Consider the following 17,587-nt stretch of genomic DNA (forward strand, 5'->3'; position numbering starts at 1 on the left):
CATCTATTACATCTGGGCCGACAGAGCCAGAATAAATTGGTAAATCGATGGTTTTCCCATCAACCGATAACTGAGCTTTTTTATCAGTCATGGTGCTCTCCTGTTGCTGAGATAGAGTAAGCCAAGCGTAGCTGCTGCTTAATAGGTAAAAAGCTTGCGGCCAGTTGGCGACTTAAAAGTTTGCGCATTATGCCAAATAGAATGACTATAGTCACGTCTCTGTAATGTGCCAATGTAGATGAAAAAAAAATCAAAGAAAGTTTCGGCTTTTTGGGTGGGTGAAATTTGCACGGCTGTGGCGCGGAAATATCTAATAAAAGCTAATTTGGTGCAAAGTGGGTATGAAAACTAAGAAAAAAAGCTTGATATGGTGCCAGAGCTGCCTAAGGCGGGGCTACTATGTTGCTGAAATATTATTGTCAAATACAAGAAAATTTATAATGGCCAAATAATGCCGTTATTTTTGTTCGTGGTTTGTATTTCGCGGCCTTAATCCCTATAATCCGTCAGCAAAATTAGGTGGTGGCCTATTTCACGTTTTGTTTCGGATAATCTTTATTGTAGATTTTCGGGCGGCAAGGCTGAATAGCGTTGAAACATCTTATTATAAAAAGGTTGCAAGGGTTGGCGAATCTTTAGAGATGCCTTCCTTTGTTTAAATTAGCTCATGCCAACTTGAGAGAGTATATGTGCTGTGAAAGATAAACGACCTGTAAATCTCGATCTAACTCAATTTAGTTTTCCTCTGCCTGCGCTAACGTCAATTGTGCACCGTGTTACCGGTGTGGCCTTGTTCGTTGGTGTGGCAATTCTTATGTATGTCCTTGAACTTTCGCTCTCGAGCGAAGACGGTTTTAACGCCGCTAAAGAGTGTCTGGACGGTGCTTTTGTTACTTTGATTATGTGGGGCTTGGTTTCTGCGCTTCTTTATCACTTGGTAGCGGGAATTAGACATTTATTAATGGACTGTGGTATTGGTGAAACGCTTGAAGCTGGCCAGTTCGGTGCCAAAGTTGTTATAGCAGTGTCAGTTGTACTTATCTTATTGGCAGGAGTTTGGTTATGGTAGCAAGTGTTACTAGTTTTGGTCGTAGTGGACTCTATGATTGGATGATTCAGCGTGTTACAGCAGTTGTGTTGGCTGCTTACACGGTATTTATTCTGGGTTATCTAGTGCTAAACCCTGACTTGACATACATGCAGTGGAGTGAGCTGTTTAGTCAAACTTGTGTCAGAGTATTTTCTTTACTTGCTTTGTTATCTTTGGGTGCTCACGCTTGGATCGGTTTGTGGACGGTGTCTACAGACTATCTAAAAGCAATGGTATTCAGGTTTATTTTTCAAGCTGGTTGTGGCCTGGTCATGTTCGTTTACGTGGTCTGGGGTGTTCAGATTCTTTGGGGGCTGTAAGAAATGTCTAAATTAAGAACGCTTAATTATGATGCAATAGTTATTGGTGGTGGCGGTGCTGGTATGCGCGCAGCACTTCAATTGACAGAATCCGGCATCAAAACAGCTTGTATTACTAAAGTATTCCCAACTCGTTCTCACACGGTTTCTGCTCAAGGTGGTATAACTTGTGCGATCGCAAGTGCGGATCCAAATGATGATTGGCGCTGGCACATGTATGACACTGTTAAAGGGTCAGACTATATCGGTGATCAGGACGCAATTGAATATATGTGTTCAGTTGGCCCTCAGGCTGTATTTGAATTGGATCATATGGGTTTGCCTTTCTCGCGAACTGAAGCAGGTCGTATCTACCAGCGCCCGTTTGGTGGCCAGTCTAAAGGGCCGGATAATCCGACTCAGGCTGCACGTACTTGTGCTGCTGCTGACCGTACAGGTCACGCACTATTGCACGCACTATACCAGGGCAACTTGAAGGGCGGCACTACCTTTCTTAATGAATGGTATGCAGTCGATTTGGTGAAAAACCAAAAAGGTGCAGTGGTTGGTGTCATTGCTATCTGTATTGAAACAGGTGAGCGTGTATACGTTAAGGCTAAGGCAACTGTTATGGCGACGGGTGGTGCTGGTCGTATTTATCAGTCGACTACTAACGCTTTGATTAATACTGGTGACGGTATGGGGATGGCGCTTCGCGCTGGCTTCCCAGCGCAGGATATGGAAATGTGGCAGTTCCACCCAACAGGTATCGCTGGAGCGGGTACACTGGTAACAGAAGGTTGTCGTGGTGAAGGTGGTTACCTGATCAATGGCGAAGGCGAACGTTTCATGGAACGTTACGCACCTAACGCTAAAGATCTTGCTGGTCGTGACGTTGTTGCGCGTTCAATGGTTATGGAAATACTAGAAGGCCGTGGTTGTGGTCCAAATAAAGATCACGTTATGTTGAAGTTGGACCATTTGGGTGAAGAAACCTTGAATGCCAAGCTTCCAGGTATTCTTGAATTGTCACGTACATTTGCTCACGTTGATCCGGTTAAGGTACCAATTCCGGTTGTACCAACTTGTCACTATATGATGGGTGGTATTCCGACTAATATCGGTGGTCAGGCACTAACGCAGGATGCTGAAGGTAACGATCACGTTATCGAAGGTCTATATGCTTGTGGTGAAGCTGCTTGTGTATCAGTTCATGGTGCAAATCGTCTTGGTGGTAACTCGCTACTTGATTTGGTTGTATTTGGTCGTGCTGCCGGTTTGCAGATTGAGAAATCTTTGCGCGAAGGTTTTGCAACTGATGATGCAACAGAGGCTGATATCGAAGCCGCATTAAGTCGTTTGGATCGTTTGGATAATACGACTGGCGGTGAAAGTGTTGCTAAGGTTCGAGAAGATTTGCAAAGCACGATGCAGCTTTACTTTGGCGTTTTCCGTGAAGGTGAGACCATGCAGAAAGGTCTTAAGATGCTCGACGAAATAGGTGAGAGAGTTAAGAATACTCATCTTGAAGATAAGAGCGCTGCTTTCAATACTGCTCGTATCGAAGCGCTTGAGCTGGATAACTTGTTCGAAGTTGCTTACGCAACAGCTGTAGCTGCAGAAGGACGTAAAGAAAGTCGTGGTGCTCATGCTCGTAATGATTTTACTGAGCGTGATGATGAAAACTGGTTGAAACACTCAATGTACTTCCCTCTAGAGAAGCGCGTTGGTAAGCGTGATGTTAATTTCTCGCCTAAGACCGTTGATGCGTTCCCACCAAAAGTACGCTCTTACTAAGGGGAGATTTGGAAGATGTTAGTAAGTTTATATCGCTATAATCCTGAACAAGACACTGCACCCTATATGCAGGATGTTGAGTTACAGATCCCTGAAGGGAAAGATTTGATGGTTCTTGATGTCCTGGGCTTGCTTAAGGAAAAAGATCCATCACTGGCTTACCGCCGCTCTTGTCGTGAAGGTGTTTGTGGTTCAGATGGTTTGAACATGAATGGTAAGAATGGATTGGCTTGTATTACACCTCTTTCAGAAGTTGTGAAGGGTAACAAGTTAATCATTCGTCCTTTGCCGGGCTTGCCGGTTATTCGTGACTTGGTTGTAGATATGTCTATGTTCTACAAGCAATACGAGAAAATTAAGCCATTCTTGATTAATGATACGCCAGCACCTGCTATTGAGCGTATACAGACGCCTCAAGATCGTGAAAAGCTGGATGGATTGTATGAATGTATCTTATGTGCTTGTTGTTCAACAGCTTGCCCATCATTCTGGTGGAATCCTGACAAGTTTGTCGGGCCATCAGGTTTGTTACAGGCATACAGATTTTTGGCTGACTCACGTGATACTGCTACGGCAGAGCGTTTAGCTGATTTGGATGACCCTTTCAGTGTTTTCCGTTGTCGGGGTATCATGAACTGCGTTAGCGTTTGTCCTAAGGGGCTTAATCCAACGCGAGCTATTGGTCATATTAGAAATATGTTGTTGCAGCGCTCAACTTAATAGTGCTGAAGACGGTAGTGGTCAGGGTAGACTTTCTGCCGTCGAGACATAATCAATTGCAATAATCTGCAAGTTTTGAATTTATGTCTATAATCAAGTGATGAATCCTTTCAGACCTAGTGCTTTAGCCTAGGTCTGAAAACTTAGGAAACTGTAAAGTAAGCCCAAAAAGCCGAATTTGCAGTTCGCTGAGAAATAATAACCACTGGGGAATCGGGTAACACCCGTATTATCTTTGAGGCAGCAGTCATCCGAGCCTGTTATGTAGGGCGTTACAAGGCGAAATCGCTTTTTATCGTTAGGCTACGTATAGGTATCTTAGAGATACATATTGGCCGCCAATAAGATAGTGCCTGGTATTCGCATTTACTGCTAACTAAGGCGAGCTTTTAATGCAAGAAAGCATCATGGAACAACTCTGGCGGACATCTCACTTGTCTGGCGGAAATTTAGTATACGTTGAACAGCTGTACGACGCTTATTTGGCTGATCCTAACAGCGTCTCTGAAGAATGGCGAAGCTACTTTGACCAACTCCCAAGAGTTAATGGTCATGCTAAGAAAGACATCCCTCATTCGACCATTCGTGAACAGTTTCTCCACCTTTCCAAAAACAAATACGCAAGTCACGAACTGACTACTCCCGCAAGCGCAACCTCTGAGCACGATAAGAAGCAAGTTAAAGTCGCTCAATTGATTAACTCCTATCGAATTCGTGGCCACCAGGCAGCAAAGCTTGATCCCTTAGGTTTGATGGAGCGGGTTGATGTTCCTGATTTGGAGCTTGAATATCACGGTTTGAGCGAGGCCGACCTGGATACCGAATTTCAGATTGGTAACTTGGTCTTCGGTTCCGATGAGTTGAGTCTTCGAGAGATTGTTAACGGACTGAAAGAAACCTATTGCTCATCGCTTGGCGCTGAGTACATGCATATCGTAGACACAGATATTCGTACATGGTTTCAAGAGCGTATTGAGTCAGTAAAAGGTAAGCCCAATTACGAATTTGATACGCGCTACCATCTGCTAGAGCGTTTAACAGCAGCAGAAGGCTTAGAAAAATATCTTGGCTCTCGTTACCCAGGTACCAAACGCTTTGGCTTGGAGGGTGGTGAAAGTCTGATCCCGATGATGGATGAGCTGATTCAGCGTGCCGGTGGTTATGGTGCTAAAGAAATCGTTATAGGTATGGCTCACCGTGGTCGCCTAAACGTTTTGGTGAATACGCTTGGTAAAAACCCGAAAGACTTGTTCGATGAGTTTGACGGTAAAAAACTCCATGATATTGGTTCCGGTGACGTTAAATACCACCAGGGCTTTTCATCGAATGTGATGACGCCAGGTGGCGAAGTGCATCTAGCCTTATCGTTTAACCCCTCACATCTTGAGATTGTTTCTCCGGTTGTTGAAGGCTCGGTTCGAGCGCGCCAGGGTAGAAGGGAAGATGAGCGTCGGGATTCTGTCGTACCTATTATCATGCATGGCGATGCTGCGTTTGCAGGTCAGGGTGTGGTGATGGAAACCTTCCAGATGTCACAAACTCGTGGTTATGGTACGGGTGGTTCCGTACATATTATTATTAATAACCAGGTTGGCTTTACCACCAATAAGCGTGAAGACACGCGCTCAACAGAGTATTGTACCGACGTTGCAAAGATGATCGAAGCGCCAATCTTGCATGTAAATGGTGATGACCCCGAAGCTGTTTTGTTTGCTACTCAGGTTGCAATTGATTTCCGCAATCAGTTTAAGAAAGATGTCGTTATTGACTTGTTCTGCTATCGCCGTCGTGGTCATAACGAGGCGGATGAGCCTTCGGGCACGCAGCCATTAATGTATCAAGTGATCAAGAGCTTGAAGACAACTCGTTCTATCTACTCTGAGCGCTTACTTGAAGAGCAGGTGATCTCACAAGAACAGTCTAAAAAGCTTGAAAATGACTACCGTTCAGCACTAGAGAACGGTGATCATGTTACCAAGAGTTTGGTTCTGGAACCGAATAAGTCTATGTATGTTGACTGGACGCCATTCATTGGCCATGAGTGGACAGCTAAGGCTAAGACTTCGGTCAATGCCAAAACCTTGCAGCGTTTAGGTAAAAAGCTAGGTGCGATACATGAAGGCTTTCCTATTCAGAAGCAGGTTCAGAAGATCATTGAAGATCGAAATAAAATGAATCAGGGCGCAATGCCGCTGAACTGGGGTTATGGCGAGGTAATGGCTTATGCTAGTTTGCTAGCAGAAGGTCATGAAATTCGTATCTCAGGTCAAGATGTTGGTCGCGGTACCTTCTCTCATCGTCATGTTGTTTTACACAACCAGACAGATGGATCGACTTATGTGCCTTTGCAGAATATCAAAGAAGATCAGCCTAAGTGCGAGATTATCGACTCCTTGTTATCGGAAGAGGCGGTTCTTGCCTTTGAATATGGTTTTGCAACGACCAACCCTGGTGCACTCGTAGTTTGGGAAGCTCAGTTTGGTGACTTCGCAAACGGCGCACAAGTTGTTATTGACCAGTTTATTACCAGTGGTGAGTTAAAGTGGGGGCGCCTATGTGGCCTAACCATGCTACTACCTCACGGTTATGAAGGTCAGGGTCCTGAACACTCCTCCGCTCGCTTGGAACGCTACTTGCAGTTGTGTGCTGAGCATAATATCCAGGTTTGTGTGCCAACTACGCCAGCACAGGTGTTCCATATGCTTCGTCGTCAGGTTAAACGACCTTTGAGGAAGCCTCTGATCGCCATTACGCCGAAGAGTTTACTTCGTCACAAAGAAGCTACCTCAACGCTTGATGATTTGAGCTCAGGTACATTCCAGACAGTTATTGGCGATAGCTATGTTGATGATGTTCGCAATATAAAACGCGTCATTATGTGTAGCGGTAAGGTTTATTATGACCTGTTGAATTTCCAACAGCATAATGAAATTACTGATACTGCGGTGATTCGTATCGAGCAATTGTATCCGTTCCCTGGGGATGATCTTAAGGCCATCTTGGAACAGTACCCGAAAGCAAGTGATGTTGTTTGGTGTCAGGAAGAGCCCCAAAATCAGGGTGCATGGTATCCAACGCAGCATAGAATGCGTCGAGTGCTCAAAGAAATTGATGAAAAAATATATTTAAGATACGCCGGACGTAAAAGCTCCGCTGCTCCTGCTGCAGGCTATATTTCGGTACATGTTGAAGAACAAAATGCGCTAGTTAACCAAGCGTTTGATGTTGAATAGTTTAATAAGGATTGGAAATGTCTACAGAAATTAAAGCCCCAACCTTCCCAGAGTCAGTCGCGGATGGAACAGTTGCCACTTGGCATAAGCAAGCTGGAGAGCAGGTATCGCGTGATGAACTCATCGTCGATATAGAAACTGATAAAGTCGTTCTTGAAGTCGTTGCGCCAGATGATGGTGTGATTGAATCTATTTTAAAGCAAGAGGGCGATATTGTCCTAAGTGGCGAAGTCATCGGTAAGTTTACAGCTGGCGCAAGCGGTACAAGTGCCGCAGCACCCGCAGCTGAAGCGGCTCCGGCGGCGACTGAAGAGTCGGCCCCTGCTGCCGAAGTTATCATGAGCCCGGCTGCTAAAAAATTGGTGCAAGAAAATAGTCTTGATCCGTCAGCTATTGCAGCAAGTGGTAAAGACGGTCGTTTGACAAAAGAGGATGTTGTTGCGCACCTTGCAACTGCTACTAGTGCACCTGCTCCGGCCGCTGCTGCGCCAGCTAGTAAGCCAGTATCGGCCCCTGCTGCGCCAGTAGCGCTTGATCTTGGCGCTCGCGCTGAAAAACGAGTGCCTATGACTCGCTTAAGAGCAAGCATTGCACGTCGATTGTTGGATGCAAGTCAAAATACTGCCATGTTGACCACCTTTAATGAGGTTAACATGAAGCCCTTAATGGATCTTAGAAAACAATATAAAGAGTTGTTTGAGAAGAAGCATGATGGCACTAAGCTTGGTTTCATGTCCTTATTCGTTAAAGCAGCTGCTGAAGCCTTGAAGCGCTTCCCGGCAGTTAATGCGTCAATCGATGGTGATGAAATTGTTTATCATGGTTATCAGGATATTGGTGTAGCGGTATCAAGTGATAAAGGCCTGGTAGTACCAGTCTTACGCGATGCAGATGGTATGAGCTTGGCAACAATTGAAGGATCAATCAAAGAGTATGGTCAAAAAGCCCGTAACGGTAAGCTCTCTATTGAAGAAATGACAGGCGGTACTTTCACTATTTCTAACGGTGGTGTATTCGGTTCCTTGATGTCTACGCCAATCTTGAATCCGCCTCAAACGGCGATTTTGGGTATGCATAAGATTCAAGAGAGACCTATGGCTGTTAATGGTGAGGTTGTGATCTTGCCGATGATGTACCTTGCTTTGTCTTATGACCATCGAATGATTGATGGTAAAGAAGCTGTTCAGTTCCTGGTTGCGATCAAGGAAATGATTGAAGATCCAGCTAGAATTCTTCTAGAAATTTAAGTCGAGAACCGGGAGATAAATATAAATGTCAAATAAGTATGATGTAATCGTAATTGGTTCTGGTCCGGCTGGATATGTTGCTGCAATTCGTTGTGGTCAGCTTGGCTTAAAGACTGCGTGTGTTGAAAAGTGGACATCTGAGACAGGTAAGCAGATTCTTGGTGGTACCTGTTTGAACGTGGGTTGTATCCCTTCAAAAGCCTTGCTTGAGTCTTCACATAAGTATGAAGAGGCGAAGCATGATTTTGACGTGCACGGTATTGGCCTGGACGATTTGAAGATTGACGTGCCTAAGATGATTGGCCGTAAAGATACGATTGTTAAGAATTTAACAGGTGGTATTGCATCTTTGTTCAAAGCAAATGGTGTAACGTCGATTCAAGGTACGGGTAAATTGCTTGCGGGTAAGCAGGTTGAAGTAACGGATGCCAAGGGTGGTGTTACTGTTTACGATGCTGACAATGTGATTCTTGCAACAGGTTCAACACCTGTAGAGATTCCGCCAGCACCTTTAACTGAAGGCCATATCGTTGATTCAACTGGTGCGCTGAACTTTGATGAAGTTCCTAAGCGTTTGGGCGTGATCGGGGCAGGTGTTATCGGCCTTGAATTGGGTAGTGTATGGGCGCGCTTGGGTTCTGAAGTAACGGTCCTCGAAGCTCAAGATACCTTCTTAAGTTCTGTTGATCAGCAAATTGCAAAAGAAGCGCTTAAGCAATTTAAGAAGCAGGGCTTGGATATTAAATTAAAGGCGCGTGTTAATGGTACCGATATCAAGCGCGGCCTCGTAAACGTTAGCTATGAAGATACCAAAGGTGCGCAAGAACTTAAGGTTGATAAGTTGATAGTCGCTGTCGGTCGCCGACCAGTAACAGAAGACTTGTTAGCGGCTGATAGCGGTGTAAACCTCGATGAGCGCGGATTTATCTTCGTAGATGACCATTGTAATACAGGCGTTCCGGGTGTTTATGCCGTAGGCGATGTTGTACGTGGTCCAATGCTAGCGCATAAAGGCTCTGAAGAGGGGGTTATGGTTGCTGAGCGTATTGCTGGTCAAAAGACTGAAGTTAATTACGATACGATTCCCGGGGTTATCTATACCAACCCTGAAATCTCTTGGGTTGGACGTACTGAAGAGCAGCTAAAGGCTGACGGTGTTGAGTATAACGTTGGTACTTGTCCGTTTGCTGCAAATGGCCGTGCAATGGCAGCGAATAACACTGCAGGTATGGTTAAGGTATTAGCAGATGCTAAGACGGACAGAGTACTTGGTGTTCATATGATAGGTGGCAGTACTTCTGAGCTAATTGCGCAAGCGGTTATCGCGATGGAGTTTGGTTCTAGCGCTGAAGACCTTGGTTTGACAATGTTTGCTCACCCAACATTGTCAGAAACGGTCCATGAAGCTGCATTAGCTGTTGGTGGTCATGCGATTCATATTGCAAATAGAAAGAAACGTAAATAAATAATAACGCATATTCCCCGCATTATTTCAATAGATAAGCGGGGCTAGTGCGAACATAACACGGGAAAGAAAAGGGATTTACGCTGTGCCAGCAATGAGTGGCGCAATGTGATCGGTTAAGGATTGACCGAGATTTTGTCCGGCCACTTAATACGAGTGGCATTAATCAATTAAATGACGGAATGAATTATGAATTTACACGAGTATCAGGCAAAACAACTCTTTGCTGAATACGGACTGCCTGTTTCTACAGGTTATGCATGTGACACAGCTGACGAAGCGGCTGCTGCAGCCGATAAAATTGGCGGCGATATGTGGGTAGTGAAGTGCCAGGTTCACGCAGGTGGCCGTGGTAAAGCAGGTGGCGTTAAGCTGGTTAAGTCCAAAGAAGAGATCAAGGCCTTTGCTGAGAGCTGGTTGGGTAAGAATCTTGTCACGTATCAAACAGACGAGAGTGGTCAGCCAGTTGCAAAAATTCTTGTTGAAAGTTGCACTGATATTGCTAACGAATTGTACTTGGGTGCCGTCGTAGATAGAGCGTCTCAGCGCGTAGTGTTTATGGCTTCTACTGAAGGTGGTGTTGAAATTGAAACTGTTGCTGAAGAAACGCCTGAATTGATTCACAAAGCTGAAATTGATCCACTGGTTGGCCCACAGCAGTATCAAGGTCGTGAGCTTGCATTCAAGTTAGGTCTTGAAGGCGATCAGATCAAGCAGTTCGTAAAAGTGTTTATGGGTTTGTCGAACATGTTCAATGATCATGATTTCGCACTATTAGAAATCAACCCTCTAGTCATTACAGACGAAGGTAACATCCACTGCTTGGATGGAAAAATTGGCGTTGATAGCAATGCTTTATATCGTCAGCCTAAGATCCGTGAAATGCACGATCCTTCTCAAGAAGATGAGCGTGAAGCACATGCTGCTAAATTCGAATTGAACTATGTTGCTCTGGACGGAAATGTTGGTTGTATGGTTAACGGTGCCGGTCTTGCAATGGGTACGATGGATATCGTTAACTTGCACGGTGGTAAGCCTGCTAACTTCTTGGATGTTGGTGGCGGTGCGACGAAAGAACGTGTTTCAGAAGCATTCAAAATTATTTTGTCTGACGACAATGTAAAAGCAGTATTGGTTAATATATTTGGTGGTATTGTACGTTGTGACATGATTGCTGAAGGTATTATCGGTGCAGTTAAAGAAGTAGGTGTTGAAGTACCAGTTGTCGTACGACTTGAAGGTACAAATGCTGAAGCGGGCAGAGAAGTGCTTGCTAGCTCTGATTTGGATATTATCGCGGCAGAATCATTGACAGATGCTGCAGAAAAAGTTGTCGCTGCAGCGGAGGGTAAATAATGTCAGTTTTAATTAATAAAGATACAAAAGTTATCTGTCAGGGTTTTACTGGTGGGCAAGGTACTTTCCACTCAGAGCAAGCTATTGCATATGGCACGCAAATGGTTGGTGGTGTAAGTCCGGGTAAGGGTGGTCAGACTCATCTTGGTCTTCCAGTATTCAACACTGTTAGCGAAGCGGTTGAAGCTACGGGTGCGACGGCTACGGTTATCTATGTTCCAGCACCTTTCTGTAAAGATGCGATTTTAGAGGCGATTGATGCAGGTATCGAGCTGATCGTTACCATTACTGAAGGCATTCCTACTTTGGATATGGTTGATGTGAAGGTTAAGCTTGATCAAGCTGGCGTTCGTATGATTGGACCAAACTGTCCTGGTGTTATCACCCCAGGAGAGACTAAGATCGGTATCATGCCTGGTCACATTCACCTACCAGGAAAGGTTGGTATTGTTTCTCGCTCAGGTACTTTGACTTATGAAGCGGTTAAGCAAACAACTGATGCAGGCTTCGGTCAGTCAAGTTGCGTAGGTATTGGTGGTGACCCAGTACCAGGTACTAGCTTTATTGATGTTTTGGAAATGTTCCAGAACGACCCCCAGACAGAAGCTATTGTAATGATTGGTGAAATTGGTGGTACTGCTGAGGAAGAAGCAGCTGAGTACATCAAGGCTAATGTAACAAAGCCTGTTGTGTCGTATATAGCGGGTGTTACAGCGCCTGCTGGTAAGCGTATGGGGCATGCTGGGGCGATCATCGCTGGTGGTAAGGGTACAGCTGATGAGAAATTCGCTGCACTCGAGGCAGCTGGTGTGAAGACTGTTCGTTCTCTAGCGGATATTGGTTCAGCGCTGAAAGAAAAAGCTGGCTGGTAGGATATCGCTATTAGCGAGATTAACGATTTAAGTTAGTCTTTAAAGGGCGGGGTAGAGTTAATCTATCCCGCCTTTTTTGTATCCATTATAAAGTACAGTCTTGGCTCATTGCTTTTATTCGCAGGCAAAAAAAAGAGCGAATAAATCGCTCTTTTCAGGGGGGGCAATAAGGTTGTTTGCTTAAGCGCCAACAAGCTTCTTAATACTTGCAACAACATTGTCACCTTTGAAAGGCTTAACAATCCAGCCTTTAACGCCGGCAGCTTTACCGCGCTGCTTCATGCGTGGATCGCTCTCCGTAGTGAGCATGATAATATTTACAGTTGCGTTACCAAGTTCTCCGCGTACTTTTTCAACCATGGTTAAACCGTCCATGTTTGGCATGTTTACGTCCGAGATAATTAGTTTGATGCTTGGGTCTTTCTTCAGTTTTTCCAAGCCATCTTTACCGTCGACGGCTACTTCTACTGTCATGCCGTGCCCTTTTATAAATGAGCTAACTTCATTACGTACGGTTGCAGAATCGTCAACAACAAGAATTTGAGCCATGTTTTTTTCCTCGTTTGTCTCTAAAGACTATTATTCAAATAAATTCAAAATATTTTAAGCAAATGCGCTGGGGTTAGAATAGCTCTAACTCTCCGCCATCTACGAAATCATCAACTGCTTTGTCGCTTTCAGCGAACTTTTCTGGTGACCAGCTTAGGTTAAATACCAGGCGCTGGTACAAGGTAATATTTGGGTAGCGTCTGCCCGGGTCGTTAAGCGTATATTTAAAGCATAGCTGAGGTTCCGTGGAACCAAAAGAAATATGCTTTTGTACATGGTTAACAATGATCGGTACTTGTGTTCGTTGCGCATCATCCGGGCTTTCACCGCTATGGAAGTAACGGGATTTAATTCCGCCCCAAATCATATTTGTCAGCTCATTGAGAACCGAGTTGGTGTCTCTAGAGTCAGGGCGTGTTGTGTCTATATCAGTGCGTCCAGATCTAATAAGCTCCAATATCTCATTCTCAGTAGTCTGTAGCATCATGTACCCACGACACCAGTCACTTTCTAAAGGTATAAGGCTAAACAGCTCACCGTAAATGATTTGGTCTTTAACCAAATAGGGCTGCTCGCAACTAATATCTGTACCTTTAATGACGTTCTCAAATGCATCTAAGGAAATATCCTGGATGCCCTGTGCAAGCTCGATAGGATAGTACATGCTGCACACATATGAGCTGATTAGCTCGTCTAGAGCTTCAGGTGTCTCAAGTGTATAAACACCTGTAATTGCTTCCTGAACATCAGGGTCAAGGTCTTGCGTATCAGTAAGGCTGCTTCTACGAAGAAAAATCGGTAGTTCAGGTCGTGTATGATGAATTTTCATGCACAAATCTAAACCGGTGAAGCCGTTCGGGTCAGGATCCTCTGATAGAAATATTGCGCCGAGGTCAACGTTAGACTTTAGTACGTCATCTATTTCGTTCGAAGCATCTTTAATGCCGATCATATTATTGCCTGTACTAACTTTTAGGCCGACAAGCTTATGCTTGGTGCAGACTTCTTTGAGTACAGATAGTGCATCATCATTACATTCGTGCACCAAAACTTTACTGACTATTTGTGTGGTTTCGCTCATTTTTACTCCTGTTTAAATCTATCTTTATTGCGTCTTCTTATTGGATAGATGCAATTAAAACATTTCTAACTCGCCTGAATCGGTTTCTTGTTCAATCAAGTGTCTATCAATACGTATATCGAGTTCTTCATCGGCAACTAAATAAACGCTCGCGTAAAAGAGGGCTTGGTCATCGTATTCAGCAACTGAATGAGATTCAAAATTTGTATTCAAGCTCTTCATGTACTTTAAACAATCTTTACTTAATCGGTTTGGTGTCGACATGCCAAGGCTTGGTACTGCTTTACCAATATCTCGTTTAATGGCACCTAAAAATGCATTACCTACTTCGCCGAGATAGTCATAGAACTTATCGTCATCAAGATTGCTTTGGTTAATCTTAAGTGTCTCTGAAATCAAGCTTTCTGTTTCTGGCTTTTTAGTAAAGTGAAACAGTACGAATATTCTGAAAAGCTGCGAGGACATTGTCAGTACGTAGAACTCAGCCTCGTTAAGGTTGTCGAGATTTGTGCGCTCTTTTATGTACCAGCGGGAAGGGTCAGACCCCGCAGTTATTGACTCTTCAAAACTTGCTTTGAAGGTGCGCTTTATTTCATTTTTGAATTCTTCATTTACTAACATATGCGTGGCCAAAATTTACTTTTGTTTCGTTCTGTTCATTGTTATCAGCTGTTCTATAGCTGGTTAAGCATATTTTTAACAATCTCTGTCGTGGACGAGACATCGGTCAGTATCATTTTTCCGCTAGCCTGAATGTCCTGGAAGGTCGCGGTGGTCAAAAAGTCATTCTTGTTTAGATTTTCTTTATAGCTCTCACTTAATTCTTGGCTTCGCATCGCCAAGTTACGAACTTCGTCAGCCACTACAGCAAAACCACGACCGTGTTCGCCTGCTCTTGCAGCTTCGATAGCTGCATTCAGCGCAAGGATTACAATCTGCTTAACGATGTTGAAAAACTCCTGGTTCTGCGTGTGCATCTCAGCATTATGTAGCATGAGCTGGGTTAGGCTTTCGTGCCAGCGCTCGAACGTAACAAGTAGGTCAGCAAGGTCTGCCAGGTCTTTTTCAACTTGAGTAAGTTGAGAGCTAAGGCTTTCTTTCTCAGCGTTGAAGGTACTATTTAGTTCATCTATCTGTGCGCGATACTCATTCTCTAGAATTGCTTTTTCATTTTCGAGCTGATCTTGAACGGTAGATATCTGATTGTTGAGGCCGCCGATTTGTTCTTCAAAAGATGAAACAGAACCTAGAGCGCTATCTAATTGTTCTTGTAGTGTCTGGTTACTTTCCTCTAGCTGAGTAATCTGATCCAGGTGCGCGTTTGTATCAGCATTAATAGCGGCTATAGCCTTATTAGCTCTTGTGCGTACCACGAAAAACGTGATCAAACTGCCAATAATAAAGGCAGCTATTGAAAACAAAAGGGTGTTGTTGTCAGTCATCTTCTTATAAATCTGAGTTAGGTGGATATGAAAGGTATCAAACGCTTACAAATTATATTAGCAGTATATTTTGAACTTGCTGGAAAAATATTAGAGAAATCATGACATTCCTAAAATCTACGCTAAAGTAACTAGGTGAGAGTTAAAAAATAAATTCTTTAGAACTATCAGAAAGAAAGAAAATACTATGCTGCAATTAACGTTTAATCAGAAAGTCGGTCTCGGTTTTGCCATTATCATCTCTTTGCTATTGGTGTCCGGGCTATCATCTTTATGGAATCTTAATGACATCAATGGGTCAACCTCAAGGGTGAATGAAACGGCTGTGCCTGTCGTGAAAGAAAGTAACGATGTACAGATACAGCTACTAAAATTAGCAAAACTCAGTTCTCTGGCATTTAATGCTGAGAATCAGGATGAGATTGCTAGTTTTAAAAAATCATTCGATAAAGGCGCTAAAAGTTTTGATGAAAGATATGTCAGTCTTGAAAAACTAGCTGAATCTGATGAGCAAATGAAGGCGCTCGTTATTGGTATTAAAAGTAACTATGACCTTTACCGTTATGCAGTTAACGAAATGTTTGAGTCAAAATCTGAAGTTTTGACGGCAAGAGATTACATGTTAGAAGAAGCTGACGTGTTATTTGGCTTAGTTGATAATGTTGGTGCTTCCCTTGATGAAATACAATATTACCTGCCACCTGAAGAGTACAAGGATCAGATGGATTTGGTAATAGGCTTTGCTAATCAATCGATTACCTTGATTAATAATATATTTAAGACCATTGATGAAATAAAAATCACTCAGGATATCGGGCGAGTCAGCGAAGGTATGGGAGATTTTGAGTGGTCGATCAATGACTCTCACTCTTGGTTCGTTAAGGGTGCTGAAGTGTTTAAGGATTTTGATGAAGACGATATGCTTCCCGCCGCCTTTGATGCTTATGCTGAAATAAGTGAATATATTAAAAAGACACCCTCAATTGTTGATCACAAAAAACGGCAGTTGGAGCAAATTGAAGTTGCAAAACAGAAGTTGTCTGAAGCAGATTCAGCAGTAACACAATCTATTGAAGGGCTTGACGAGTTATTGAAAGCAGCAGATGTTCGCTTTAATGACTTGCAGGGTGAAGTGTTAGGTAGTTTGGACTTCGGCTTTAAGAGTTCGATAGTGATGTTGATAGTTCTGATTTTACTTGCTACCCAGAACTTTAACTCGATGCGTTTAGCTATCCGTAAGAAGATGATCGATCTTGCCAAATTGAATGCAATTGGTCGTTCTTTGGCCGGTGCTCAGAGTCAAAATATTGCTCTTGAAGAAGTGCTTCAAAGTATGCATGAAAAGATTGGCGTTTCGCAGGGTTCGGTTTTTCTTACAAATGAAAATCAGCAGTTAGAGGTGAAAGCACATTTCCCACCTAAAGCGATTGAAGCTGGTAGTGGAGCTGTTAAGTTTGATATGGGACAAGGTGTTCTAGGCAAAGCAGCTGAAACCAAAAAGACTATTTTTGTTCCAAATACCGAAAAAGATAAGAACTTTGTCTCGTCTGCTGGCGGGCAAGAGCGTGCCTTACTATGTGTACCGCTTGTCGACAAAGAGATTCTCGTTGGTGTGATTAACCTTTCCGGTGATGTGAAGAATGTGAGTTTTGCTGATAGTGATTATGAGTTCGTTTCTTCTGTAGCGCGATCCTTGGTGACGACAATCAAAAGTATTCGAATGCGTGAAGTTATCGAAGAGCAAAACAGAAACTTGGAAGCGAAAGTGGAAGAGCGTACTGCAGAGCTTCGTCAGAAGAACAACGATATTGCAAACATGATGGCGAATATGCACCAAGGTTTGTTTACTATTACCGAGGGTGGTTTGATTCATCCAGAGTATGCAGCATTCCTTGAGCAGATCTTTGAAACTGACCGTATCGCAGATCGTAACTTTGCGGACTTGTTGTTTAGCAACACAACGGCGGGTTCTGATGCAGTTGATCAGAATATTACTGGTGTCGATGCTATTGTCGGTGAAGACGAGATGATGTACGACTTCAACTCTCATTGCTTAATGACTGAAATGAACATCCGCATGGATGATGATCGTGAAAAGATTCTTGAGCTGGATTGGGATCCAATTATCAGTGAAGAAGGTGAAGTTGATAAGTTAATGGTGACAGTCAGAGATGTTACCGAGCTTAAAGCTCTAGAAGCAGAGGCTGAAGAGCAGAAGCGTGAGTTGGCAATTATTGGTGAAATCCTTGCTGTTGATGCAAGTAAGTTTGCCGACTTTATTGGTACTTCTGAAGACTTCTTGGCTGAATGTCGACAGCTTATCGAAGCAAATGATGAGAAAGACCTGGACATTATTGCTAACCTGTTCCGCTCAATGCACACAGTGAAAGGGAATGCTCGTACCTATGGTTTGAGTCAGGTTACCGACATTGTTCA

The 17,587-nt window shown here is 43.6% G+C and carries 14 protein-coding genes; 10 read left to right on the forward strand and 4 right to left on the reverse strand.

From position 1 onward, the window contains the following. The first annotated feature begins 694 nt into the window (after positions 1 to 694). From sdhC to sucD, 9 genes are all read left to right on the forward strand, one after another. Positions 695 to 1,069, forward strand: a complete 375-nt coding sequence (gene sdhC / locus A3756_RS09650) for a succinate dehydrogenase, cytochrome b556 subunit (protein WP_068553413.1) — start codon at positions 695 to 697, stop codon at positions 1,067 to 1,069. Continuing rightward, a complete protein-coding gene (gene sdhD, locus A3756_RS09655) occupies positions 1,063 to 1,410 on the forward strand; it encodes a succinate dehydrogenase, hydrophobic membrane anchor protein (protein WP_068508433.1) in 348 nt (115 codons plus the stop codon). Before sdhC ends, sdhD begins: the two co-directional genes overlap by 7 nt. Positions 1,411 to 1,413: 3 nt before the next feature. Beyond that, complete coding sequence (gene sdhA, locus A3756_RS09660) at positions 1,414 to 3,186, forward strand: succinate dehydrogenase flavoprotein subunit (protein WP_068508435.1); 1,773 nt, start codon at positions 1,414 to 1,416, stop codon at positions 3,184 to 3,186. A gap of 15 nt (positions 3,187 to 3,201) precedes the next feature. After that, complete coding sequence (locus A3756_RS09665; protein WP_068512317.1) at positions 3,202 to 3,906, forward strand: succinate dehydrogenase iron-sulfur subunit; 705 nt, start codon at positions 3,202 to 3,204, stop codon at positions 3,904 to 3,906. Positions 3,907 to 4,298: 392 nt separating this feature from the next. Further along, on the forward strand, positions 4,299 to 7,139 hold the full coding sequence (locus A3756_RS09670; RefSeq protein WP_068512320.1) for a 2-oxoglutarate dehydrogenase E1 component: 2,841 nt from the start codon (positions 4,299 to 4,301) through the stop codon (positions 7,137 to 7,139). A 17-nt stretch (positions 7,140 to 7,156) separates the two neighbouring features. Further along, positions 7,157 to 8,386: a 2-oxoglutarate dehydrogenase complex dihydrolipoyllysine-residue succinyltransferase gene (gene odhB, locus A3756_RS09675; protein WP_068512323.1), complete on the forward strand. Its 1,230-nt coding sequence runs from the start codon at positions 7,157 to 7,159 to the stop codon at positions 8,384 to 8,386. 25 nt (positions 8,387 to 8,411) lie between these two features. Further along, entirely contained in the window at positions 8,412 to 9,851 is a 1,440-nt protein-coding gene (gene lpdA / locus A3756_RS09680) for a dihydrolipoyl dehydrogenase (RefSeq protein WP_068553414.1), read from the forward strand. Positions 9,852 to 10,040: 189 nt separating this feature from the next. Beyond that, positions 10,041 to 11,207 carry an ADP-forming succinate--CoA ligase subunit beta gene (sucC, locus tag A3756_RS09685; RefSeq protein ID WP_068512328.1) on the forward strand — a complete coding sequence of 389 codons (1,167 nt, stop codon included), beginning with the start codon at positions 10,041 to 10,043 and terminating at the stop codon, positions 11,205 to 11,207. Further along, on the forward strand, positions 11,207 to 12,079 hold the full coding sequence (sucD, locus tag A3756_RS09690; RefSeq protein ID WP_068512330.1) for a succinate--CoA ligase subunit alpha: 873 nt from the start codon (positions 11,207 to 11,209) through the stop codon (positions 12,077 to 12,079). Before sucC ends, sucD begins: the two co-directional genes overlap by 1 nt. A gap of 180 nt (positions 12,080 to 12,259) precedes the next feature. On the opposite strand, the gene A3756_RS09695 is transcribed toward sucD, so the two are convergent. The 4 genes from A3756_RS09695 to A3756_RS29215 all read right to left on the reverse strand — a co-directional run bounded on the left by A3756_RS09695 (position 12,260) and on the right by A3756_RS29215 (position 15,151). Then, the gene (locus A3756_RS09695) at positions 12,260 to 12,628 is read right to left on the reverse strand and encodes a response regulator (RefSeq protein WP_068512332.1); all 369 of its coding nucleotides are present in this window, start codon (positions 12,626 to 12,628) and stop codon (positions 12,260 to 12,262) included. Positions 12,629 to 12,701: 73 nt separating this feature from the next. Continuing rightward, positions 12,702 to 13,709 carry a chemotaxis protein CheX gene (locus tag A3756_RS09700; RefSeq protein WP_068553415.1) on the reverse strand — a complete coding sequence of 336 codons (1,008 nt, stop codon included), beginning with the start codon at positions 13,707 to 13,709 and terminating at the stop codon, positions 12,702 to 12,704. A gap of 54 nt (positions 13,710 to 13,763) precedes the next feature. Beyond that, positions 13,764 to 14,330: a hypothetical protein gene (locus A3756_RS09705; protein ID WP_068553416.1), complete on the reverse strand. Its 567-nt coding sequence runs from the start codon at positions 14,328 to 14,330 to the stop codon at positions 13,764 to 13,766. A 53-nt stretch (positions 14,331 to 14,383) separates the two neighbouring features. Further along, positions 14,384 to 15,151, reverse strand: coding sequence for a methyl-accepting chemotaxis protein (locus A3756_RS29215; RefSeq protein WP_068553417.1), 768 nt, complete (start codon positions 15,149 to 15,151; stop codon positions 14,384 to 14,386). A gap of 187 nt (positions 15,152 to 15,338) precedes the next feature. Between A3756_RS29215 and A3756_RS09715 the strand changes: the two genes are divergently transcribed. After that, on the forward strand, positions 15,339 to 17,587 hold a 2,249-nt coding region (locus A3756_RS09715; RefSeq protein WP_156490388.1), incomplete at its 3' end, for a GAF domain-containing protein.

Source organism: Oleiphilus sp. HI0086 (assembly GCF_001635225.1).